This is a genomic window from Paenibacillus sp. DS2015, from assembly GCF_050433705.1.
Taxonomy (GTDB): Bacteria; Bacillota; Bacilli; order Paenibacillales; family Paenibacillaceae; genus Paenibacillus_AQ.
The window spans coordinates 123474-148247 of the sequence record NZ_JBNPWS010000012.1 but is presented as its reverse complement, the minus strand read 5'-3'; the positions used below and the strand labels follow the sequence as shown (position 1 = coordinate 148247).

The window sequence follows — 24774 nt, the reverse complement described above, 5'->3', positions numbered from 1 at the left end:
TCCCGAAAAAGATGGAGTCATAGATGCTGATGAAGAACAATTCAAATGACTACATAAATTCTATGGAATCGCGACAACTGTCTTGACAACTACCGCACTGGATGCGATGGAGTTTATGCGAAGATTCATGATGCATGTGCTACCCTCTGGGTTTCAAAAGATTAGATATTATGGATTTCTCAGCAACGCCAACCGGAAAACCAAACTGCTAAAATGTTTGCGGCTGACTCGTACGCCGATTAAACCTAAAGTAAAATTAACGACGAAGGAACTTATTTTCAAATTAACCGGTGTGGATATTTCCCTTTGCCCCTCTTGTGGAGGAACTTGGTGTAAAATATTGGCGTTGAATCCGGGCGGTGGGTAAACGCGATGAAATGGCATACTTTTTGTCACGATGCCTGATCTGGGGAGGGGGGAGGTATGTATTTATTGGTGAATTAGCACGCTGACCTTAGCCGTTTGAAAGTGAATTCTCTTATATTGTGCTACATTAAGAGATGGAAGTAAATAACAAAGCCCATAGGCTAGCAAATATTCGCGGCATCGTTCAACATGGATTTGCGCAATTGCCGCGTCACTTTTCTGCTCATATGATCATAATAGTGCCAGCCTTCATGCAATGTTATGAAGGTCTTTTTTTCGGGCAACTGCGCAACCAATCCAAAGTGTTATCGGATGTTATTGTTCTTTATTGGATATTAAAACTATTGATTATTTTTTCGAATTCTTTAAAATCAGTCTCTTTGAACCTTGTTTTATCAACAAAAAAGAATATGGTCACAAAATCAGAGTCTTTATGAATTACTGCGAGTTTACCTACACTATCTTTAGTTGTATAATCTATAATTTTTGCTTCTGTATTATTAATTTTAGTATTATCTTCATTTGTTACTTTAATATATTTATATTCATTCTTTAATAAGCTTTTATAATATTCATCTAATGAAGTCTCATTACGGATATCCAAATTAATATCAATACCCATGTAATAGTTGCTTATCATTTGCCTTGAATTAGTTTGTATAGAAGAATTCCAATTTCCGTTTACTATAACTTGATAGAAGTTTTGAGTGTTAGGATCATAGATATTTACATATTTAGGACCGCCAATTGTTACTTTGTTATTCTTACTATCATATTTCAGGGTGGAGTTTAATCCAAAATACTCCGATATACTTCTAACCGATAAATAAAGTGAACCATCATACTTTAGAGCTTTAACAGCATTAACTTCTTGACCATTCAATTCTACTTTTACTGCGGGATAAAACAATGCCTTTACTTCTTTGTACTGTGTTGCTGCATAAACTCCAACGGCATTACCTATTAAAAAAATAAATAGAAGCAATGAAATACTGATCTTTTTTTTCATTTAGTTTTCCTCCAATATTAAGAATAATTTCCGATAAATACCAATCCACGAATTCGCCTATCCCTTTCATACGGATGGATAGGCGAATTCGTTTTAACCACCTCAGTAGGTTGATAGACGAAGTTAGGTCCTATCATCCCACATCTGTTCAATTCAGCATGACATATTGACTTGATGAGTATACATTCGCTATCGTCATTCCAATCCCCTTCCAAAATATAGAACTTACCCACTTCAAATTAATACAAAAAAAAAGACAAATTGCTCATTAGAGTAATCTGTCTGCAAGAATTTCATATCACTCTAGCTTTTAACGCTTTTTGCATCACATCACAGAATGCTAGAGAATCGGCATACAGATGTCAATTTCGAGCTACCTTAGTAGAGCCGTAATGGATCCCAAATAAGGGAATGTACAATCCAAGAGTCTACAAAGACGACTTGGATTGTACATTCCCCCTTATATTGCCCGACTGACTAACCATGGATAGCTTAGAAACTTGCGTTCCTGCACGCGTTGCCGTTTCGAAGCTTCCCCCTATTATTCAAATATATGTGATGCATTTCTTTCTTCTCTCGTTATATATCTCCTATCAAATTCAGCGTTATTCCACCCACTCAACGACTTCCTGCGCGCATCGACGTGTCTTTTCAGCTGGGTCATGTAATCTATAGCCAAAAGCAGCCATAACAGACACACCATAATGTTCAGGGTCCATTATTCCTTCTGCAACTAATACATCGCTGATCTTCTCTCTGTTAAATCCTTCAATTGGGCAAGAATCAATACCGATCCATGCGGCAGCAGTCATCATGTTCCCTAATGCAATATAAGTTTGACGGCAGGCCCATTCGAACATAACTCTCGGATCATCTTCAATCGCAAACCCTGTTTTCAAAAAATGATCATAGGTTGTCTGCTTCCCCTGTGCAGTTTCGGGTGACAACTTCTGGACATTCTCTGAATATAATCAGAGCTTGCAACCATATCTTTCGGCAATCTTGATAGAATAATCATAAAATGACTTGCTGTTGGTAATTGTCTTCTAGCGCCTGAAGCATACTCCGCTAACTTGGCACGAATGTCCTTATGTTGCACAATGACAAATTTCCAAGGTTCAAAGCCATACGAGCTTGGAGATAGACGACCTGTCTCCAATATGTACTGAAAGTCAGCATCATTTATTTTCTTATTAGGATCAAAATCTTTCGTAGCGTGTCGAAATTGAAATGCCGATAGAATCTCACTTTTCTTTACCTCTAGATCACTCAATATATAAACTCCTTTATTCATTCTTAACTTTCACACTTCAACAGCTATTTTATCACATTTAAAAAACAATTCATTTGTTATACTTCCTTTATGAATTTGAATATGGAGGGATTCTCTTGATTAAGCATGCAGTAGACGTGCTATCGCTCTATCTAATCTCAGAACCAGTTATTGAGTTCATCAGACATAATGAGAATATCACTTTTAGAGTAACCGATAACAAGAGCAGCAAAAATTATTTGCTACGCATTCATAAACCTATTACAGATGGTCTAACAGGTATACAACATACATTAAAAGGCTTACGATCAGAAGTACAGTTACTTCAAAAACTGAATCAGAAAGATATCATACAAGTTCAGACACCCGTTGCTAACTGCTTCGGCGAGTTTGTGACAGAATATTATTCAGATGAATTTAATCGTTGTTACGCAACATTACTGGAGTGGATTGATGGTTCAGTACTCTCCTTGAATGTAGATAACATAGAAGATATTACTTTCAAATTAGGACAGCAGCTTGCAGATTTACATATAGCTTCCTATGATTATAAACTCTTTGGGTTAGATCGACCTGAATACGGTATTGACAGCATAAATCATACACTAGAAGAGCTGAAATACGGAGTACAGGACAATGTGTATAGTCATTCAGACTATGAGTTGATTGCGAAGGTTCTCGAAGTTGTTAAAGAACAGATAACAGCGCTGAACGCTAGAGAGCAACAATGGGGTATAATCCATGCTGACATTCAACCGCATAATGTAGTTGTTTCAGCAGGTGAGCCATGTCTCATTGACTTTTGTTTGTCGGGATATGGATATTATCTATTTGATCTGGGAAGTGCCTCCACGGTTCTTAACAGTGAACACAGAAATACCTTTCTACAAGGTTATGCTTCAAAAACAACCTTTTCTTATGATGATATAAGAAATATTGAAGGCTTCATATTTATGGACATTTTCATTAGTTATGCCATGTTTATTCGCGATTCTAACCGTAACGGCTGGGTCAAAGAACATATCGTAAAAACAGTACCGCTATGCCGAGATTTTCTTGAGGGAAAAGAAGTTTTCTATTCATTCAAGTAAGTGATGGCGTTTTAGGAAATCGTAAAATCTTTCTTCAACCTCATTGCCTGTTTAATTGAGAAAAGACCACCACATCCGGAAGCCTTCCTCCTATTGAGCTAGGATTTATTCATTTCATTGTTCTAATTCAACAACAATCTAGTCTTGCTAGCAGCTGTTGCATTTGATTGAACATCGTGTCAGATATTTCCCTAAATCTATTCATGTAATGTGATCGTTCATAATCCGTATTTGTCATTTGCATATTCGCGATACTTTTTGTTTGTTCAGCAATAATGTTCAATGCGATACTTTGCAATTCAAGGTTTGTAGTGTATTTCAGAATATTTTTAGACATTTCAATCGCTGCTGCGTGATGTGGAATCATCTGCCAAATAAAAACATCAGAAATACTATGGGAAAGAGGTACACTTGTCATTTCCCGAATCATGTTATTAAGAATATTGAAGAAAGAATCTAGATAGGCCTTCGTTACAAGGCTCAGTTCGCAATGACTATTCATCAGGCTAAAAACTCCTTTTTGAATAGCCTATTCTGGGCATTAGGCTAATGTGCCTTTCATTTCAAATGGGAATACGAGTCGTCTCCCTGACGGTGTTTATCATGATCGTGTTGAAGTTCCATGGTTTTGCTTACATTTCTATTGAATGACTGGTTCCAACTGACTGATGAGAGAATCCAAAAAATCCTTCATCAATGACCTCTGTATTAGGCAAGCTGCGAGCTGTTCTATCCATCGACCAATACAATCCAACGAGTAGAACGGTGATGCCACATAATGAGATCACTGTGGAGCTATCCAACCACACACCTAAGGTACCGCCTATAAGACTACCTAAAGGTAATGCAATTCCACTTAGTGCCATAGTTACTGAAAAAATTAGACCTAAATACTGCTGAGGTACTCCTTTTTGCAGAACCGTGTTTATGATCACATTCACTGCTCCTCCAGGAAACCAGGCTAAGCCATACACAAGAAAGGTAACCCATAGCCATGGGCTGTGAACACTTAAGAACCAAGCTAATCCTGAGAGTGTGAAAGCGATGGCATATAATCTCCCTAAACGTATTCGTTCAAGTCTTAGATAAGGTGCGCACAAAGCGCCAACGAGACTTCCAAGTGCTTGTGACATGAGTAATATTCCATACACATCAGCACCCCCAAGATGATCACTATACATGGGCATTACACTGAACGTTGCCCCTCCAGCAACATTAATGATAATCACACCAAAAAGAATTTTGGATAACGGTGTTTTAACAAGCAACCGTATCCCTTCTTTCAAATCTAAGAAATACCTGTTCATGTTAGTTTGCTTAGGCTTATTTTCATGGAGAGCCATCGGTGCAGAAGACTCGTGTGGTTCAATAGATAAGTTACCTTCTGATTTGACCCCTCCAGGCTTAATACGGATCTGAGCAAATAATAGTGCCCCTATAAAAAAACCTATTGAATTCCATAAATATAATGAAACCGCACCAAGTATACCAATTAGGATACCCGATACAGCATTACAAGCCACATCAATCCCTTGATAAGCTAATGAAAAAAGAGAATTACCTTGCGTTAACTGCTTCTTCTCTAGGATTTTCGGAAGAGCAGACATCTGAGCTGGATATACCCACGTATTACAAGTTGCTAATAATGGTGTAATGATCAGAACTAACCCAACGGTTAAGACTCCGAAATAGTATGCAATAGGAACGATAAGTAATAATATGCCTTGGATGAGTTGACTGTATACTAACACGCCTCGGACGGGAAGACGGTCGATGAATGGTCCTGAGAGAAGTTGAATAATCTTCGGAATAATCGACAAAAAACCTGCTAACCCCGTATATAAAGTCGAACCACTAAGATCATAGACAAGCCACATGGCTGCTACAGTATATAAGCTATCTCCGATGTTCGTTAGTATTCTACCTATAAACATTAGCGTAAAGTTTCTGTTTTTTAAAATATCCACTCTCACACCTCTAATCATCATTGATTTCCTTGAATCTTATTAACAGACAATAATTTGATTCCAACGGCGAACTCTTTCACATCCTCACCATGGGATTCAGAAGTGTTCTCAACCCATTTTTCTAGTAAGTCTTTGAATTCGGAAGTCAATTCCTCTCGTTGTGATGGCGTAAGAAATAATCTCAGACTCAGCATCGTTCGAGATGTTGATACATCTGAACTCGAATCTGAATCCTCAGCCAGTATTGGATCAATAAATTGATTAGAGTTGGTGTTCGTGTTGTACCATTTCGACTTAGCTAAGTAGTACTTCTCAATGATTCCTCCCTCCGTCCGTGTCTCCACAAGATCGATAAGCCCGCCCTCATATAATTTAATAATGTGGTAATGCGTACTCCCTGGGGACTGCCCTAATTCTACGGAAACTTGTTTGGATGTCTTTGCGCTATTCTGTAAACAACTAATGATCTGAATGCGTTTCGCACTACTAAGTAATTTAGACTGCTCCACAGAAATATCGACGATTGGAACTGAATGCGTTGATTCTGAATCCACTGACGTTCCCCTCCATATAGGTTCGAATAATGATCAAAAAAGTAACTGATCTATAATATTTGTTCGATCTAATTATTTAGATCAGTTGCGTTTATCTTACAATGGAGTCCATAATTTGTAAACCCAGTAGAATAAATAAATTAAAACAGTATGCAAAAAGAACATTTCGATCTAGCCGAAATGCCCTCTTATTGAGTTCAGTATAAAGAACGAGAATTTATATGAGCTCCCGTACCCAATGTTATTGCGAAATTAAGGAAGATGAAAAAGCTTGCGGTTGGCACCACCTATAATCAGGTTACAGGTGGTGTTTTGGTTTAATCGGAATTAGCAAATCTAACTGCATACCAACAGGTTCTGTATTAGGAAGATTTACATGATTGATATAGTTTAGATGCTCTTCCAGTAGACCGTCCATACATTCAGGTTCGCCCCAATTCGGTTCATATTCTTCGCTAATTTGTGCCCAATCACATAGCCATTGCCATTCATGAAAGTCACCCATTTTAATCATGTGTGCTGCATACAATCCTCCTGCGAAATATTTCTTAGTAAGGGGTTCTGGAACAACCACATCCTCAGGAATTGTTACCCATACTTCATACCCGTGATCTGGGCTTCCCGCTGGTGTATCGGACGACGGATTAGGATTATTAAAACCATAATGACGCAAGTCCTGTTTAATTTCACATAAATTATATTCTCTCACAAACTTATTCATCACCTCATTAGCATGAGCTTCAGGCTCATCGCAATGAAAATGAATACTGGCTACAGTTGCTGGAGGTAAATATATAATTCTTACATTTGTTAACTTTGACAGACTTTCATTCGTATGAATTAAATCATTCACGTGGGTCTCCTCCTTCAAATTGTTTTTTGAAATAGACAGCGTGTCCATTAGCATTAGTAATGGCTCATCAGCCAATAATCGCGGGTTAATGTTAACCTCGACATTCTCCTTAAGATGGGTAATAAACTCAGCTAAAATTGATTTAATAGTAGAAAGTGCTGTAATTTCATCCGACAGCTCATTGATCTTGGCTTGAAATACCTCTAATGCAATTGTAGTTTCTTCCGTTTGTAATATTAACTGTATATCTTTCAATGGTATTCGGAGCTTTCTTAATATGATGATCTCTTTTAATCTACTTAATGAATCATTGTCATATGTACGATAAGCGTACCCCGCCTTTTTAACGCTTTGGAGTAATCCTAATTGTTCGTAATATCTTAGCGTTCTTGTCGATATTCCGAAGTTTTTCGATACCATGCTTATTGTTTGTAAATCCATAATATCCCCCTTTCAACATCAGTATAAAGTACGACACGAGGTCAAAGTCAATGAATAATATTACGCTAATATTTACTGAGTATCTTCACATGCTGATTGACCGTAACTTAATATAACAGGATGTATAAGAAGTTTAGGGACTTAGATTACGGAAATCATAATCTGTGTCCCTTTAATAATTATTATTGTTTCATTTATTGAAATCAGTCATGAAAACCTATGAATGATAAGAGAGATAACATTGATTCATTAACTGTTTTTTAAAAAGGTTGCACCATTTCACCCCGTTGGATATGATTATCTAAAGGGGTATTTTATCTATACACACATGGCATATTGGCATGAAAAATTACATCGTTCAAAAATATTTTTCATTTTAGGAGACATCGACATGGAAGTTTTCGCAGAATATTTAGCGCATATTGATAACCCACAACATCGGGAACGAACGGAAGAAGTTTTGGATTGGATAACTAGGAAATTCACAAATTTAAAGCCAAAAATTGCTTGGAATCAGCCTATGTTTACCGATCATGACACATTTATTATTGGCTTTAGCATAGCCAAACATCATTTGGCAGTTGCCCCTGAAAGTGCAGGAATTAATCATTTTTCTGATGAAATTGTGCAGGCTGGCTATGATCACACCAAGCAGTTGCTACGTATCCGGTGGGATCGTCCGGTTGATTTCTCATTACTTGAGAAAATGATCGAATTTAATATTTTGGATAAGGAAGATTGTTCAGCTTTTTGGCGAAAATAAACAAGACGGATTATACTATGAAGTGCGACAGCTGCTAAGAGAATAATAAATGGCCGTATGAAACAGAGGAATTCAAGTTGTTTTGCACTCGAGCTACCATATAAAAATACACCCTCGCAAACATAAAGTGCGTGAGTGTATTTTTATGATTAAGCAGATCATTGTTCTATTATAATTCAGTTTACGACTTTACTTATTTAAAATAGGTATTTCTCCAAGCAGATTCTTCAATTTAATAGACAAACTATCAAATTATAAATCGATGAAACTGCCTATAATAGTCATTATTCACGCTATTCCAAAGCCATCATTTCCGTAATTTCAGCAACAATTTGCTTATTAACCTTACATATTAAGAACTTCCCTTTTTTCTCTGTTGTCACTAGTTCTGCATTCACCAATTCTTTGATATGATGCGAAACGGTCGGCGCACCAATATTCAGGCATGAGACGATTTCTGCAACACAAAGTCCACCACCCGCTTCAAAACTGGCTTCATGTGACTCTGCGATTTTCAAATATAATTCTAACCGGTTCTCATTCGAAAGGGCTTTAAAGATTTTAGCCATTTTTTTGGTATCCAATATTGAGCAACCCCAATCAAACAATGTCATTATTCGATAATTATCAAATAATTCTAGCTTAACCGAGGGTTAATGTCAATTTAAATAAGGAATACCTATGCATTGCAATCAGTCCTGCAAATTCGGAGCATATTTCTGAAACTTATCCCAGTTTGGTGTCGGAATGTTCGCCCGTTGCTTCAACTCATTAAAGGCATGATTTAGCGCGGACATCTCGTCTGCGGACACCGCCTTATCACTCAAGAGAATTCTTCCAAAAGGGGTCGCCAATATAATTTTCAGCCCTATGTAGAGTAGCTTCCGCTTATCCCGGGCCAATTGTGGTTGACTCGCAGGCATAACCGTATATCCTAGTGATTCCAATACTTGATGCCCCTCATCTATAGCATCAATCACCTGATTCAACAGTTTCTTGTTTCTTGCGGCTTCCCGCAGATTGCCGCCACTGACTGGAGCGATGAAATTTAAAGGCAAAATCATAATCATATGACTATTTAGCCACTCATCCATATCCTTATAATAAGTCAGTTTATATTGAGTCTTAACAAAAGCTTGCTCGATCAAAGGTCGCCAGGATAGCTCTTCACCCAGACCACCGACTGCTATTTGCACCTTTGGACCACGCACACTGATTATCTTGCCATTCTCCCTCCATCCAGCACTGCTCTGAAAAGCGAACGCTACCTTTTTCTCCACAGGACTGTTATCCTCCAAATAACTTAGCATCTCAGCGGGACTCGCATTATTTCCCACGATAACCACATGTCCACTGTGATTCGCCGCAAGAACAGGTAATACCGCCTGGAAATCCGGATATTTCATCACTACAAAAATAAGGTCATATACATCCTCCGGCTGCAGATCACGTATCACACTCACCTTGTCCACCGTAGTACGAAGTTGAAAATAATGACGAATCACAAGTCCATCATTCTGCAGTTCATCCACCCTCCGTCCTCTCGCGAGCATAGTCACATCATTGCCACCCCGCACTAACGCATGGGCAAGATAACTTCCCAAGACCCCGGCTCCATAAACCAATACCCTCATTCGATGACCTCCTGCTTTCACTTTTTTTAGTGTTGCTGTTTCTTCGATCTCCACGCTAACCATATGCGCTTTCCTATTCTTTTTTTTGATATTACGTTTCGACAACTTTCGAATTGTATTTTATACTTTACCCTCTTTATTGTCAAAAAACTCCGATCCAGCATTGCGCCAGGCGAGCTTCAATATCATTAATTCACACGGATATCCCAACAAAACTATTATCCCCCGCCGCCTGATCGAAGGTTTCATAAATCACATAAATCATCTTTACACTCTCTTTATATCTTTATTAAACCAATGGACATAACCACAACGGTGACAGGTCAATGTATTGGCTGAACGGTTCGCAAAATCGAGATTAAGAAAACTCAAGAAAGCTGTATTTAACTGTGCATATCCATGTTCGAATTTATCATGTCGACAATGAACGCAGCTAATATTGATTCCATTTGCTTGATATTGACCTGCTCCCCTTGATTCTTTAATATTCTTGGCAAATAGCTTAAAGAGTCTTTTCGCTCCATTTGACATTTACTAATCCCCCTTAATATAGTCAACAAACACAAGCGTTCCATTTTCTTTGCCAAAAGTGATTGGCTCCATCGTGTTGTAGTAAGCAGGCTCACTTGTCTTTGTTAAATAAGTAATGTTCGTAGTCGTGCCGTTAATTTCAACTTCGAAATCGACCACCCATGGACTGGAGACGCCGATATTGAAATTCCATTCTCTCCGCTTCTAACGATCTGCTCTTGTTTAAATTTCTCTTTCATTTCCTCTGCCATCATTACATAGCGCAGTTCATTTTTTTCCTTTCATTTATAGACATTTATGGTTCATCTTTGCGGATATGTTTTTCAAATATATATGAATTGTTTTGGCTTGGGTACACACCACTCGCCATAAACATTCACTCATGAAAAGACCTTGTCAGTGATTATTGTTACTTGCGATTATACCACATTTACAACTTTTCCATTCGTAGTTATTGGAAATTCCCAAGTGTTAATAGGTGAAACAGGTTCATTGATACATGCATAATATAGATATATTTAATATATAGTCGGTACCATTCCCCCCATCCATACGGATAGGAGAACCTTTAAATGCAGATGCATATGGACTGCATACAAATATAGTTAGTCTACCTATTTCAATAGGTTTGATAAATCGCTGTATTTCAGATTGAGATTTATCTATTTAACATTGAACGTTTAATCAACCTACGGAAATAAAAAGCACTCCTATGTTTGTATAATGAAAGTTAGAAATTTCATTACCATCCACAGAAGTGCTCTTATAGTCTTACATGGAGTAATCCGTTTGAAGGATTAGTCTCATTAGGTTTATTAGGTTTATTCGTTATTTTCCATCCATTGAAAATGAAAACTTCCTTTTTGATCAACCCGTTCGAATGTATGTGCCCCGAAATAATCCCTTTGCGCTTGTAATAAATTAGCTGGCAACCTCTCCGAACGATAACTATCATAATAAGCTAGAGCGGATGCAAAAGCAGGAACCGGAATCCCTCTTGTTACAGCCATGGATACGACATTTCTCCAGGCTTCTTGATAGTTTTCAACAATCACTCTGAAGTAATCATCTAAAAACAGGTTTTTCAAAGCTGGATCTCGATCATAAGCATCCTTAATGTTCTGCAAGAAACCTGCGCGAATAATACATCCCCCACGGAATATCATCGCAATGCTACCATAGTTCAAGTCCCATTTGTACTCATCAGAAGCCACTCTCATTTGGGCAAAACCTTGCGCATACGAAGCTATTTTACTTGCATACAACGCTTTGCGAACGGCCTCAATAAATTCTTTAGGATCGCCTTCATAGCTTGATATCGTAGGGCCTTTCAGCAACTTGCTCGCGGCCACACGTTCTTCTTTCATCGCAGAGATAAACCGGGCAAACACGGATTCTGTAATAATGGACAACGGAACGCCCAAGTCCAATGCATTTTGGCTCGTCCATTTTCCAGTTCCCTTCTGTCCTGCTGAATCTAGGATCACATCTACCATAGGTTTGCCAGTGTCCGGATCTGTCTTAGCAAAAATGTCGGCTGTGATTTCGATTAAATAACTGTTCAGCTCGCCACGGTTCCATTCAGCGAAAATGTCATGCAATTCACTTGTATTTAAGTTCAAGACATCCTTCAATAATTGGTACGCTTCGCCAATGAGCTGCATATCGCCGTATTCGATCCCGTTGTGTACCATTTTGACATAATGTCCAGCACCGTCTGCTCCGATGTAAGTAGAACAAGGGTCTCCGTCAACTTTTGCCGATATAGCAGTCAGGATTGGCTCTACTAGCTCATAAGCATCTTTTTGCCCACCTGGCATAATCGCTGGGCCTTTCAACGCACCCTCTTCTCCGCCCGATACACCTGCGCCGATAAAACGGAATCCTTTCGCTTGTAGATCTTTATTTCTTCTTTGTGTGTCAGGGAAATATGCGTTTCCGCCATCTATGAGAATATCCCCTTGATTTAAGTAAGGCACAAGCTGATTAATGGTGTCGTCTGTCGGTTGCCCTGCTTTTACCATAATTAATATTTTACGTGGCGTCTCTAATGATTGGACAAATTCTTCGATCGTGAACGTACCTACAACATTTTTTCCTTGCGCTTCGTTCAACAGTTCATTCGTTTTCTCCGGTGAACGATTATATAAAGCAACGGAGAAACCTTTACTTTCCATATTCAAGGCTAAATTTTTACCCATGACGGCTAAGCCGACCACACCAATTTGCTGTTTTGTCATCACTAACAACCTTTCTGCTACAAAAGCCATCTAGTATATTTTCTATCAACTCGTGTTTTGATGAACGTAGTCTAAATATTAAACTGATTTTTTCCAATCGATAGCGAACTTTTCCAACCCTTGGTCCGTTAAAGGATGCTTAGAGATTTGTTCGATCACACTATACGGAATCGTTGCAATATGCGCACCAGCCATCGCGACGCGAGTCACGTGATCCGGATGGCGAACGGATGCAGCGATGATTTGTGCATCAAGGTTATGAATACGGAATAATTCAGCAATCTTTGCGATTAATAGGACACCATCCTCCGAAATATCGTCCAACCGGCCCAGGAATGGTGATACATAGGTGGCACCTGCACGAGCAGCCAAGAGTGCTTGGTTCACAGTGAAAATTAAAGTCACATTTGTTTTTACACCTTTTTTAGTAAGATAACGGCAAGCTTCTAGACCTGCTATCGTCATCGGTAGCTTAATGGTGATATTTGTATCATGGTTATTGATTTTGATCAATTGGTTCGCTTGTGCGATCATTTCTTCGGCTGTAATAGCATCAGGTGTGACTTCCGCTGAAACGGATTCCACCTCGGGAACAGCTCGCAAAATTTTTGCAATTCGATCTTCGAATTTCACACCTTCTTTAGCAACTAAGGAAGGATTCGTTGTAACACCAGATAATACACCAATTTTATAAGCTTTATTAATGTCTTCCAAATTTGCAGTATCGATAAAGAATTTCATAATCATATTCCTCCATTTTTATAATTAATAAATTACTGAATTACTGAATTACTGAATTACTGGATTACTGGATTAAAAATTTGAACTAAGAGACATTGGGCTTTCGATTTCTTCTTCAGGTTTAGAATCGAACCACCAATGGTATCCATCTTTCGCCAATAACTGATCAGACTCGTCAGGCCCGGAAGTACCCGCTGAATAACCATGAAGAGGAACAAGGTTCTCTTCGAATGCATCCAAGATAGGTTGCACCCATGCCCAGGACAGTTCAACTTCATCCCAATGTGCAAAGAACGTGTGATCGCCTTGCAAAGCATCATGAATAAGATTCTCGTAAGCCTCAGGCACATCATGACTACTCGTATGAAAATCGATAAGAATAGGTTGGAATTCCCCTCTTTGCCGGGGATCCCTAGAATTTAATTGCAACGTAATGCCTTCGTTAGGAGTAATTTCAAACACTAGAAGATTAGGCACTTGACCACTCTCATTTGTAGAAGAGATCTGCTTCAACGGTTCTTTGAATTCGATAACAATCCGTGTTGATTTCTCCTTCATTCGTTTACCCGTGCGGATATAGAAAGGAACCCCCCTCCAAAAAAAGTCATCTATTTGCAATCTAGCGGCTATAAATGTGTCATTCTTTGATGTACTAGCAATTCCTTGTTCAGAAGTATATCCCTTTACGGACTGCCCTTGGACTGTGCCTGCTTGGTACTGCCCTCGGATCACGTTGGAGCTAACATCCTGTTTATGTATCGGCTCCAGCGATTCCATAACCATTTTCTTTTTATTTCGCACCTGTTCGGAGTTACTGTTGTTCGGAAGGTGGATCGCCAGCATCATAAGCAATTGCAGCATATGGTTCTGGAACATGTCTCTTACGGCTCCTACTTGATCGTAATAACTGGCTCTTTCTTCAACACCAACGGTTTCATTTGCAGTAATCTGTACGTTGGCGATATAACGGTTGGTCCACAATGCCTGAAGGACTGGATTTGTCTGCTGCAGAACCTCAAGTTTCTGTACCATAGGCTTGCCGAGATAATGATCGATTCGATAAACTTCATCTTCGGCAAAAGATTCGCTCAGATGCTGGTTCAAAGCCCGCGCAGACTGCAAATCATGGCCAAAGGGCTTCTCGATCATCAGGCGCTTCCACCCCTTCGTAGTACCAAGCCCGCTTTCTTTGATATTGGATGCTATCGTTTCAAAAAATTCAGGTCCAACGGATAAATAAAACATCCGATTCGGAAGAATTCCCCACTCTTTTTCTTGCTGTTCTATTCGCTGTAGCAGCTTCTGGTAATCCTCTTTATGACTCACATCTAGGACTTGATAACGGAATGCACTTAAGAAATTTTTCATTAATGCAGGATCGTTAACTTCGCGTCTAGAAAAAGTACGAAGAGATTGTTCAATATTGGCTTGAAAGGCTTCATCCGATACCTCTCTTCTCCCAAGTCCAATCACGGAGAAGATTTCCGGAAGCTTCTGATCTACAAATAAATTATATAGCGCAGGGTAGATTTTTCTTTTAGCTAAGTCCCCTGTCGCTCCAAACAAGACAAACGTTGTAGCCTCCATTATTTTCTCCTCCCACCCTAACTTCTCTTCTGATATTCTGTAAATGTCGGACTGACGACAGGTCGTAAACAACCATACCTACCGTATCTCCATTCTATAAACTCTGGATTATTTACCTTAGTTCTACTATAATACGAATACTACCTATACAAGTAATCAATATATTCGAGAGGAGCTATAGACCATATCTATGATCAATCACGAGTTGTATAAGGTCTTTTATTGGGCTGCGAAGACAGGGAGCTTAACACAAGCTGCCCATTCCTTGTATCTCACTCAACCGAGCGTCAGCCACGCCATCAAGCAACTGGAAGAAAGCTTAGGTATCACTTTGTTTTATCGTAATTCCAAAGGTGTCGTTCTAACAGAAGAGGGCGCCGTCCTCTATTCCTATATTGAACAGTCTCACATCTTAATCTCGCTTGCAGAGAAGAAGATGGAAGAACTGAAAAATCTGGACAGTGGTGAGCTGCGGATTGGCGGAAGCGATTCACTGTTTAAGTATTATTTATTACCTTACTTAGAAGCCTTTCACCGTCAGCATCCCGGCATCGGACTTCATCTTCTTCATGGCACTACTCCGGAAATTATGGCTTACTTAAAAGAAGGTAAGATTGATCTGGGCGTGGTTCGTATGCCAATCGGCGACTCCCAAATTGAAGTGAGGGAGGGGATTCAGTTGCAGGATTGTTTTGTCGCGGGAGCTCATTATGTCGAGCTTAAGGACGAGGTGTTATCATTGGAAATGCTACTACAGTACCCTCTTATCCTATTCTCGCGCAATAGCCGGGCACGAATGGCCATTACAGAATTAATTCAAGGGTATGGTTATAAACTCAAGCCTGAAATCGAGGTTGGAAGCGTGGATCTTCTTATTGAGTTTGCGCGGAAAGGACTCGGAATCTCCTACGTGACTAGAGAATTTGTTGCCAAGGAGCTGGAAGAGGGTTCCCTCTTCGAAATTCAACTAGACGTGCAGCTACCTCCCTCTCAGGTAGGGATTATGAATATGCGTAACATGCCTCTCTCCAGTGCTGCTTGTAAGTTCATTGATCAATTTAGATAGATGAATCCATTCCACAAGAAACCATTGTGTCTTCCCACTTTAAGTCGGGTAGGCACAATGGTTTCTTTTATGTATCTGCCATTCTAGAATCATACACAACTTTATTTAGCTCTTCATTGATTTGTAGTCATTCAAATTGTCTATTTAAGGGACGGTAAAAATTAGCTTTCATGTCCGATTCAGTTTTAATTTTCTTTAGAAAGTTCGCTATGTTTCTTAAAATTGTCTAGGATCGCCTGCCAGCCTGCCTTTTGCTGCTCAATGGACTGGGTGGCTTCTGCTTCAAAAGCTTCAATCACCTTAGTTGCGTTTTCTTGACTCATAAATGAGACCGTAACTTTTCTTCCATCTCCAAGAGTGTAAGAAATAAATTCATTTATTCTAATATCATCGTAATCTCCACCCAAATCAAAGCCAAAGCTTCCATCTTTTGCTTCCATTCTTGTAGTGAATTTTCCACCAACCCTTAAATCATTTTCGGCATTTGGTGCATGCCAGTCATCAGAAGCAAAGGACCATTTCGTTATATGCTGTGGTTCTGTCCAATATTCCCACACTTTTTCAAAGGGTGCATGAACTGTGGTTTCTACCGTTATAGTTACTTTATCGCCTGTTTCCATTATGGTTACCGCCTCACTCTATTAGATTTATACTTTTAGATCATCATACCATCAAACAAATAGGAGATGATAGTTCAAAACACAGGTACCTTTAAACTGGACGAATTTTTCGAGTATAAATGTTGTTTGAATGAAAAAAGAGGATAGAAGCAACAACATGGCTATTGTATAATAGCCAATAAGAGGGGGAGGAAATATGCAGAATTTTGACGTATTTGACCATCAAACACTATTTGAACACGTATATAAGAATGCTTCGATTGGCATAGCCTTGGTATCGATGGATGAAGAGTGGATCAGCGTTAATCCGACAGTGTGTGCGATATTTGGATATACGCAAGAGGAAATGATACAACTTCATGTTGCCGACTTCATCTACCCTGAACATGTAAAAGATATAAAGCATTTATTAAACCAATTTCGGGATGACGTTTCTTCATTTGAAATCGAAAAACAGTTCTCGCACAAAAATGGTGACGATATATGGGCCTCGTTGCATGTATCTTTAGTACGCGATGAAGAAGATGGCAGACCTCTGTTTCTCATTTCACAAGTGAATGACGTTACTAAGAGTAAGATAGCGGAGCAAAAATTGCTGGAGAGTATCGAGCGTTATACTTCGTTAAAGAAATACAACCATGATGCTATTATTTCGTTTGGGTTGGATGGCAACGTGATCAATGGAAATCAAATGGCAGAACAGATCACCGGATATCTCATTCAAGAACTGATCGGCGTTAGTATTTCCAGATTAATAGGCGATCTAAATCTTGCCAACGTGCTGTCTGCCGTGCAGGATTACAACGCTGTTGAGAAAGACCTAAATTACATCAATCACAAAGACGGACACACAGTTGAAGTACTAGCGACGCTAGCTCCGATAATCATACATGATCAGAATGTGGGCTTCTACCTCATCGTGAAAGACATGACAGAACAAAAAAGACTCATTATTGAGAAAGAAACCGCAGAAAAGACGAATAAAGCCAAAAGTGAATTTCTAGCTATGATGAGTCATGAGATCCGTACTCCGATGAATGGCGTGATCGGAATGACAGATCTACTCTTAGATACAAACCTTGAGGCGGAACAAATCCAATACGTTGAAATTATTAAAAAAAGCGGTGATACACTGCTTAAAATCATCAACGACATTCTGGATTTCTCCAAAATCGAATCGGGCAAGGTGGAATTAGTTGAAGATTCGATCAGCGTATGGGCCATTTTATCAGAAACGTTGAATAGTATATTACCAAAAGCTCTTGAAAAAAATTTAGAAATTTCGACTTCCATCTCCCCTAACGTTCCCAATACAATGTTAGGCGATGGTACCAAGTTAAGGCAGGTACTTACCAATTTACTTAGCAATGCCATTAAGTTCACTCCTAATGGAGCGGTCGCAATTTCAGTTCAGCAAGTTAAGCTTGATCTGGATAAGGTATGTCTTCAGTTTACGGTTCAGGATACAGGGATGGGTGTGCCTAAAGAGAAGATTGTCCATTTATTTGAACCCTTCTATCAAGTGGATCATTTCATGACACGCAAGGTTGAGGGAACGGGCTTAGGTTTAGCCATCAGCAAGAAACTAGTTCAGCTAATGGGTGGCGAGATCTGGTATAAGCCGTGTACAGATCAACCGGGATCTACTTTTTACTTTACTGCTCACTTTAAACTTCCACCTCATGGAAATATGCAAGCAGATAGCTCACTACAACAAGAGAACTCAACTGAGAATGCTATAAAGATCCTGATCGCAGAAGACAATGAAATCAACCAATTTGTAATAAAAAAGGTGATTGAGAAGCTGGGCTATAATTCAACCGTAGTTAAAAATGGAGCCGAAGCCGTTGAGGCCTTCAAGCGTTATCCGTATGACATCATATTTATGGATGTACAAATGCCGTTTATGAATGGATTAGAGGCTACAACCATCATTAAAGAAACCCTCTCCTCTCAGGACAAGCCTATGATTGTAGCTGTTACGGCAAATGCCATAAAAGGCGATCGCGAAAAATATTTAGCATCGGGTTTTGATGATTATATCAGCAAGCCCATTCATATGGATGCTGTATCCAAAGTCATTGAGAAATACCATAAGCTATAGGTATAGTCCGTATGGTGTATGGATAGATTCACTCCCAACAAATCAAAAACACTGCGATCGCCATGTGAGGCGATCGCAGTGTTCTTATGATGAGGCTTTTGTTGATGTATTTTTTGTTGATGTATTCTTTCCTTTTACTCTTTAACGACCAGTTTAAGGGGCGCAGCAATCAACTTCTCCACTGTTTTCCCATCTAATACATTCTTAGCCGCCTGAACCGCTAGTTGTCCAATTAAATCAGGTTGTTGAGCAACCGTTGCTGTTAATTTACCCGCTTGGATTGAATTCAGAGCATCCTCATTTCCATCGAACCCGATGATAGGTATATTCTTACCTGAACTTTGAATCGCTTCAATGGCACCAAGGGCCATTTCATCATTGTGAGCAAAGACAGCTTGCACACCAGGATTTCCTTGCAGAAGGTTCTCCATAACCGTTAACCCTTTTGTACGATCGAAATCAGCGGTTTGCTTCGCAATGACATCAAGCTGAGTATCGGCAATTTCATGGAATCCCTTACCACGTTCACGAGTGGCTGATGCTCCAGGTGAACCTTCTAGTTCAATGACCTTTGCACCTTTTCCAAGTTGTTCTACGATATACTCTGCTGCCATGGATCCACCTTTGATGTTATCTGAGGCAACAAGGGCTTCAATCTCCCCTTTATCAGCAGAACGATCTAACGTAACGACTGGAATATCTAAACTGTTAGCCGTCTGAACTACCGTTGAGATCGCCGATGAATCAACAGGATTGATTAACAGTGCATTTACGCCTTTTTGCATTAAATCTTCCACGTCATTACTTTGCTTGGCAGAATCATTCTGCGCATCGATGACAAGGACTTCCATTCCTTGCTTCTTAGCCTCTGCTAACACGCCATCTTTGACGGATACAAAGAAAGGGTTGTTCAAAGTAGATATAGATAATCCGATCTTCATATTCTCTAAGTTACCACCCTTATTGGGCTTAGCCCACTCTGGTGGCTCTAATGAACAGCCTGTCATGAGAACTAATAATAAGGAAGTAAGAATTAAAGTAAGTTTTTTCATGTTAGAATCCCCCTCTTATGCCGTTTTCTTACGGTCTATTAATACAGCAATTGCAATAACAATCCCTTTAACTACCATTTGGTAAAAAGAAGATACGCCGAGCAAGTTCAGACCATTGTTCAATATCCCGATAATAAGCGCACCAATTAATGTACCTACAATCCGTCCACGACCCCCAGTTAAGCTTGTACCTCCTAATACAACTGCCGCAATGGCATCTAACTCATAAGAAGTCCCTGCTGTCGGTTGTGCTGAGTTCAATCGAGAGGTCAGAATAGCACCCGCTAATGCTGATAACATACCAATTAACGAATAAATCATAATTTTGATGCGATCTACTTTGATACCTGAAATGATGGATGCTTTCTCATTACCACCTATGGCATACGTTTTACGACCCAAAGGTGTTTTGTGCAGCACTACCCACAAGATAGCGAAGACGATAATCATCGTAATAGCAGGAATAGGAATTCCTAGGAAATAACCACGACCGAACAATTGGAACATCATGCTGTCTCCAAGTCCTGTAATCGGATTACCATTCGTATATACAAGGGTTAATCCTCGAAAGATTGTCATGGTCGCTAACGTAGCGATAAATGGCGCCATTCTACCCTTTGTAATCATCAGCCCGTTGACCATCCCCATTACTCCACCTAATAGACAGCCTACAATAATAGCTAATATTGGATCCAAGCCTGATAACATCAGGTTTGCCATGAGTGCACTAGATAGAGCGAGAATAGAACCAACCGATAGATCGATCCCACCTGTTAGAATAACAAAGGTCATACCAAAAGCAATGAGCGCATTGATCGCTACTTGTCTAAGCAGGTTCAGTATATTTAATGGATCTAGAAAACTTGGATTTAATACAGTTACGATAATGATAAGGATGATTAGCCCTAGTAATGGACCTAGTTTCTGCGTGATTTGTCCGATGTGAAAGCCCTTTTTTTCTCTTTCTTCCTTAATAGTCGTCATCACTATTGCCCCCCTGTAGCTAACGTCATAATGTTTTCTTGCGTAGCTTCCTGTTGTGAAAGTTCTCCACTGATTTCCCCTTCATGAACAACGATAATTCGATCACTCATCCCTAATACTTCAGGAAGTTCTGAGGATACCATAATAATCGCCACACCACGTTCGGTTAATTCGTTCATGAGTTGATATATTTCCCGCTTAGCCCCAACGTCAACTCCACGTGTAGGTTCATCTAAAATAAGAACACTTAGTCCAATTCCGATCCATTTAGCGATAACCACTTTCTGTTGATTTCCCCCAGATAAATTACGAACTAATGTGGCTGAGGATTGTGTCTTAATCTGCAAACGTTTAATAAGAATATCCACAAATTCTTGTTCTTTCTTATCTATGATTATACCCTTAGGTGCAAAACTGTATAAATTTGTAAGTACCATATTGTCTCGAATAGAGAAATCAAGGACCAATCCTTCATCTTTGCGATCTTCCGTAACGAATCCAATACCCGCCTTCATAGCATCATTGGGATTGCGAATCATCACCTTTTTTCCCCGTACCCAGATTTCACCGTGATCTAATGTTTCTAATCCGAATAACGTTCTCATCATTTCTGTACGCCCAGATCCCATTAATCCAGAGAAACCTATGACTTCACCCGATCGTACGGAGAAATTAACATCTTTAAACTGACCTTTCTTAGAAGCGTTTCTGACTTCAAGTACAACATCTCCGGGTTCGGATTTACGCTCAGGGAACCGGTCTGTTAATTCTCGACCGACCATTTTTTTAACCACATCATCAAAGTTCGTATCTGGGATTGCCTTCGTATCTACTGTTTTCCCATCCCGCATGACGGTTATTCGATCACATATCGCAAAAATCTCTTCCATTCGATGCGAAATATAGACGATTGAGACTCCTTCTTTCTTAAGTGAGGCAATGACTTCGAATAGTTTCTGTATTTCGCGCTCTGTTAATGCGGCAGTAGGCTCGTCCATGACGATTACTTTCGCATGGGTCATGAGTGCCTTGGCAATCTCAATCATCTGTTTCTCCCCTACAGAACATTCCCCCGCCTCTTGGTTTAAGGGAATCGTCACAGAGAGCTTTCGAAACTGCTCATTTGCTAAAGCTTTCATCTTATTCATATTTAATAGTCCCAATTTCGAAGTCTGTTCCTTACCGATGAACAGATTGTCTAGAACAGTCATATCTGGCCACACATTTAGCTCCTGATGTATAAAAGCGATCCCACTTCGTTCCGCTTCTTTGGGATTTGAGAAGTACGTTTCCTGACCATCGATAACAATGGTTCCTTGATCACGCTGGTGTAGACCGATCAGAATATTCATCAGAGTAGACTTACCCGCACCATTCTCACCCATAAGCGCGTGGACTTCACCATCTTGAAGTTCAAAATCTACACCCGTCAATACACGGTTAGTACCGAATGACTTATATATATCTTTCATTGTAATGTGCATACCCTAGAACCCCCTCATTATCCAAAATAGACCCCGGCTTGTAAAATGCAGTTAGCATAAGGTTTAGCCTCACCTGTGCGAATAATAACCTTAGCCTTCTGAGTTAGCAGCTTAAATTGCTCATGTGAATACTCTTCTATAGGTATTTCCTTAAATTTGTGATTTAAGTAATCTGATGTTTCTTGATTATCCGTAGCTAATTCCTCCGCAACGATCACCTTTTCAATGACCATATCCTCCGTCAATAGATCAACCACATCTTGGAAGCTGGGTACACCAAGTGTAAGAGCCAGATCAATCTTAGCAACACCAACTGGAATGGGAAGCCCAACATCTGCGATGACGACCGTATCCGTATGACCTAAATCCGCAAGTATTTTGGAGATATGACTATTTAATGTCCCGTGTTTCTTCATAATTAGAGGCTCTCCTCTACTTCTGCTCGTGTAGGCATACCGCCTTGAGCACCAAATTTAGTGACGGATAAAGAAGCAGCACGATTGGCAAACTTCACACTATCCTGTAGGGAATTACCTTCTGCTAGGGCAACCGCAAATGCAGCATTAAAAGTATCCCCTGCTCCGGTAGTATCTATCGCATTAACTTTGTAGGTGGGAACAACGACTTCTTGATTTCCATCGTAATAACGCACGCCATGACTACCTACCGTAATAAATAACTTATTCGGATATTTCCGTAAAGCCTCTGTAGTACTCATCCCACCGAACAAAATCGTACATTCATGTTCGTTTGGCGTTAAATAAGTGGCGTTCTCGATAATCTTTTCACTGATTGGACGAGCAGGTGCTGGATTGAGTAACATCGGTACATTGAATTCATGGCAAAGGTCACTTACATACGCTACGGTTTCTTCCGGAATCTCTTGCTGAATTAGAACCATATCAGAATTTCGAATGGCGTCAAGGGCTCGCTCAACATATGCAGGAGTAACTCGATCATTAGCTCCTTTAACGACAATAATGCTGTTATCACCTTCAGCTAATATGATATGTGCTGTTCCGCTCTCGATATCTGTAACCGGTTCCACAAACGTTGTAAGAACGTGATTTAATTTGAAATTGTCCATTATAGCTTTTCCATGATAATCATCACCTATACACCCAATCATCGTAACATCAGCGCCTAGACGCGCGGCGGCAACGGCTTGATTCGCTCCTTTTCCTCCTGGAACGGTGGTGAAGCTATCTCCAAGCACGGTTTCACCCGCGTGTGGTCGCTTGGATGAAGTCACCACCAAATCCATTGAACAACTTCCAATTACACAAATCTTAGCCATATTAATCAACCTTTCTCATGGTTTCATCTAATTCTTTCTTCTAGTCGTTTCTCTCTCCACGAAGCTAACGGGTAATTGAATAATCTTCTCGTCTACCTTATCTTGTTCAATTAACTTAATAAGTAAACCCGCCGCTTCTCGACCCATGTCATACGCTGGTTGGCGAATGGTAGATAACGAAGGAGACAACAGACTACTAAGTGGGATATCATCAAATCCGATGATCTGGACATCCTCTGGTACAGCTTTACCTAAACGATAGGCTTCACGAAGGACAGCGGTTGCAATGATATCATTACTGGCAATGACACCATCCGTATCTATATATTTATCGAATATTTCCTTGGCCCATTGTTCAGCGTCTGTGTATGAGAAGGATGAAGTCTGGATAACATTATAGGTTATACCCAATTCGTCAAGTACTTCAATCGCACCTAGATAACGATCTTGCGCCGGTTTGATATGTGCGGGTCCTTGCAATATGGTAATTCGTTTACTTCCACGGTCAACGATTTCTCGAGCAGCAATACGTCCGCCTTCTCTTACATCTGCGTAAACGGAAGGATTGTCATCAGAAGTACGATCCAGAAAAACGATTGGAATTTTTAATTTTTGATAGATATCACTCTCAGGGTAGTTGGTCGATGAAATCACACCGATGATATTGTTCTGCACAAAGGTTCGGATGTAATCTAATTCTTTCACTTCGTTCTCATCACTATTTCCAAATATTAACCGATAACCATGTTCCTGCATCCGATCCTCTACCCCTCTTGCTAACTGCGGAAAGAATGGATTCGTAATGTCAGGCAATAATAATCCGATTAACTTCGATTTCCTTTTGTATAAAGACCGTGCTACTTCATTAGGTGTATAATTAATCTCTTTGATCGCTGCTTCTACCCTTTTACGAGTATCTACATTGACATAGCCAGATTCATTGATAACTCTTGAAACCGTAGCCACGGAAACCTCTGCCATTCTTGCGACATCTTTAATGGTCTTCATCGATTTTATCATCCCCTATTGTGTAACCGGTTACATGTATTACATTCATTAGATTATCATATAATTATTTTATTTACAACTAGTTTGATATTGGAAATTATTAACAAGA

24 protein-coding genes and 2 pseudogenes are annotated in these 24774 nt (G+C 39.7%); 5 read left to right on the top strand and 21 right to left on the bottom strand.

Going from position 1 to position 24774, the window contains the following annotated elements:
- The first annotated feature begins 67 nt into the window (after positions 1–67).
- On the top strand, positions 68–367 hold the full coding sequence (locus J2T13_RS12810) for a transposase (RefSeq protein ID WP_429371793.1): 300 nt from the start codon (positions 68–70) through the stop codon (positions 365–367).
- Positions 368–691: 324 nt separating this feature from the next.
- On the opposite strand, the gene J2T13_RS12805 is transcribed toward J2T13_RS12810, so the two are convergent.
- Together J2T13_RS12805 and J2T13_RS12800 are read right to left on the bottom strand one after the other, a co-directional pair.
- Positions 692–1375, bottom strand: a complete 684-nt coding sequence (locus tag J2T13_RS12805) for a hypothetical protein (protein ID WP_429371771.1) — start codon at positions 1373–1375, stop codon at positions 692–694.
- A 605-nt stretch (positions 1376–1980) separates the two neighbouring features.
- A pseudogene (locus J2T13_RS12800) lies at positions 1981–2669 on the bottom strand (NAD(P)H-dependent oxidoreductase).
- 95 nt (positions 2670–2764) lie between these two features.
- Here J2T13_RS12800 and J2T13_RS12795 point away from each other — a divergent pair.
- Positions 2765–3739 (top strand): phosphotransferase enzyme family protein, encoded by a 975-nt coding sequence (locus J2T13_RS12795; protein WP_429371769.1) that lies wholly within the window; start codon positions 2765–2767, stop codon positions 3737–3739.
- 127 nt (positions 3740–3866) lie between these two features.
- On the opposite strand, the gene J2T13_RS12790 is transcribed toward J2T13_RS12795, so the two are convergent.
- The 4 genes from J2T13_RS12790 to J2T13_RS12775 form a co-directional block, all read right to left on the bottom strand.
- Positions 3867–4241 (bottom strand): DUF305 domain-containing protein, encoded by a 375-nt coding sequence (locus J2T13_RS12790; RefSeq protein ID WP_429371767.1) that lies wholly within the window; start codon positions 4239–4241, stop codon positions 3867–3869.
- Positions 4242–4371: 130 nt separating this feature from the next.
- Positions 4372–5706: an MFS transporter gene (locus J2T13_RS12785; RefSeq protein WP_429371765.1), complete on the bottom strand. Its 1335-nt coding sequence runs from the start codon at positions 5704–5706 to the stop codon at positions 4372–4374.
- A 17-nt stretch (positions 5707–5723) separates the two neighbouring features.
- Positions 5724–6260: an ArsR family transcriptional regulator gene (locus tag J2T13_RS12780; protein WP_429371763.1), complete on the bottom strand. Its 537-nt coding sequence runs from the start codon at positions 6258–6260 to the stop codon at positions 5724–5726.
- A 298-nt stretch (positions 6261–6558) separates the two neighbouring features.
- Positions 6559–7554, bottom strand: a complete 996-nt coding sequence (locus J2T13_RS12775) for a MerR family transcriptional regulator (protein ID WP_429371761.1) — start codon at positions 7552–7554, stop codon at positions 6559–6561.
- 391 nt (positions 7555–7945) lie between these two features.
- Between J2T13_RS12775 and J2T13_RS12770 the strand changes: the two genes are divergently transcribed.
- Positions 7946–8317, top strand: a complete 372-nt coding sequence (locus J2T13_RS12770) for an iron chaperone (RefSeq protein ID WP_429371759.1) — start codon at positions 7946–7948, stop codon at positions 8315–8317.
- Positions 8318–8610: 293 nt separating this feature from the next.
- Here J2T13_RS12770 and J2T13_RS12765 read toward each other — a convergent pair whose 3' ends face one another.
- From J2T13_RS12765 to zwf, 8 genes and pseudogenes are all read right to left on the bottom strand, one after another.
- On the bottom strand, positions 8611–8931 hold the full coding sequence (locus J2T13_RS12765; protein ID WP_429371757.1) for an ArsR/SmtB family transcription factor: 321 nt from the start codon (positions 8929–8931) through the stop codon (positions 8611–8613).
- Positions 8932–9009: 78 nt separating this feature from the next.
- Positions 9010–9951 (bottom strand): ketopantoate reductase family protein, encoded by a 942-nt coding sequence (locus J2T13_RS12760; RefSeq protein WP_429371755.1) that lies wholly within the window; start codon positions 9949–9951, stop codon positions 9010–9012.
- A 267-nt stretch (positions 9952–10218) separates the two neighbouring features.
- The gene (locus J2T13_RS12755; RefSeq protein ID WP_429371753.1) at positions 10219–10482 is read right to left on the bottom strand and encodes a hypothetical protein; all 264 of its coding nucleotides are present in this window, start codon (positions 10480–10482) and stop codon (positions 10219–10221) included.
- Between the two features lie 3 nt (positions 10483–10485).
- A complete protein-coding gene (locus tag J2T13_RS12750; protein ID WP_429371751.1) occupies positions 10486–10641 on the bottom strand; it encodes a hypothetical protein in 156 nt (51 codons plus the stop codon).
- A gap of 359 nt (positions 10642–11000) precedes the next feature.
- Positions 11001–11136 (bottom strand): annotated as a pseudogene (locus J2T13_RS12745) (SDR family NAD(P)-dependent oxidoreductase); the annotation flags it as partial.
- Between the two features lie 167 nt (positions 11137–11303).
- On the bottom strand, positions 11304–12722 hold the full coding sequence (gene gndA / locus J2T13_RS12740; protein ID WP_429371749.1) for an NADP-dependent phosphogluconate dehydrogenase: 1419 nt from the start codon (positions 12720–12722) through the stop codon (positions 11304–11306).
- Positions 12723–12800: 78 nt separating this feature from the next.
- The gene (fsa, locus tag J2T13_RS12735; protein WP_429371747.1) at positions 12801–13463 is read right to left on the bottom strand and encodes a fructose-6-phosphate aldolase; all 663 of its coding nucleotides are present in this window, start codon (positions 13461–13463) and stop codon (positions 12801–12803) included.
- 72 nt (positions 13464–13535) lie between these two features.
- Positions 13536–15050, bottom strand: coding sequence for a glucose-6-phosphate dehydrogenase (zwf, locus tag J2T13_RS12730; protein ID WP_429371745.1), 1515 nt, complete (start codon positions 15048–15050; stop codon positions 13536–13538).
- A 190-nt stretch (positions 15051–15240) separates the two neighbouring features.
- Between zwf and J2T13_RS12725 the strand changes: the two genes are divergently transcribed.
- Entirely contained in the window at positions 15241–16116 is an 876-nt protein-coding gene (locus tag J2T13_RS12725; protein ID WP_429371743.1) for a LysR family transcriptional regulator, read from the top strand.
- A 185-nt stretch (positions 16117–16301) separates the two neighbouring features.
- On the opposite strand, the gene J2T13_RS12720 is transcribed toward J2T13_RS12725, so the two are convergent.
- Positions 16302–16736, bottom strand: coding sequence for an SRPBCC family protein (locus J2T13_RS12720; protein WP_429371741.1), 435 nt, complete (start codon positions 16734–16736; stop codon positions 16302–16304).
- Positions 16737–16932: 196 nt separating this feature from the next.
- On the opposite strand from J2T13_RS12720, the gene J2T13_RS12715 reads away from it, so the two are divergent.
- The gene (locus J2T13_RS12715; RefSeq protein WP_429371739.1) at positions 16933–18840 is read left to right on the top strand and encodes a PAS domain S-box protein; all 1908 of its coding nucleotides are present in this window, start codon (positions 16933–16935) and stop codon (positions 18838–18840) included.
- A gap of 134 nt (positions 18841–18974) precedes the next feature.
- On the opposite strand, the gene rbsB is transcribed toward J2T13_RS12715, so the two are convergent.
- The 6 genes from rbsB to J2T13_RS12685 are packed head-to-tail and all read right to left on the bottom strand — an operon-like array spanning position 18975 to position 24665.
- Positions 18975–19892 carry a ribose ABC transporter substrate-binding protein RbsB gene (gene rbsB / locus J2T13_RS12710; protein ID WP_429371738.1) on the bottom strand — a complete coding sequence of 306 codons (918 nt, stop codon included), beginning with the start codon at positions 19890–19892 and terminating at the stop codon, positions 18975–18977.
- A gap of 15 nt (positions 19893–19907) precedes the next feature.
- Positions 19908–20876 (bottom strand): ABC transporter permease subunit, encoded by a 969-nt coding sequence (locus J2T13_RS12705; protein ID WP_429371736.1) that lies wholly within the window; start codon positions 20874–20876, stop codon positions 19908–19910.
- 2 nt (positions 20877–20878) lie between these two features.
- Positions 20879–22360, bottom strand: coding sequence for a sugar ABC transporter ATP-binding protein (locus tag J2T13_RS12700; RefSeq protein ID WP_429371734.1), 1482 nt, complete (start codon positions 22358–22360; stop codon positions 20879–20881).
- A 17-nt stretch (positions 22361–22377) separates the two neighbouring features.
- On the bottom strand, positions 22378–22776 hold the full coding sequence (gene rbsD, locus J2T13_RS12695) for a D-ribose pyranase (RefSeq protein WP_429371732.1): 399 nt from the start codon (positions 22774–22776) through the stop codon (positions 22378–22380).
- Positions 22777–22778: 2 nt separating this feature from the next.
- The gene (gene rbsK, locus J2T13_RS12690; RefSeq protein ID WP_429371730.1) at positions 22779–23657 is read right to left on the bottom strand and encodes a ribokinase; all 879 of its coding nucleotides are present in this window, start codon (positions 23655–23657) and stop codon (positions 22779–22781) included.
- 27 nt (positions 23658–23684) lie between these two features.
- The gene (locus J2T13_RS12685; RefSeq protein ID WP_429371728.1) at positions 23685–24665 is read right to left on the bottom strand and encodes a LacI family DNA-binding transcriptional regulator; all 981 of its coding nucleotides are present in this window, start codon (positions 24663–24665) and stop codon (positions 23685–23687) included.
- Positions 24666–24774 lie beyond the last annotated feature (109 nt).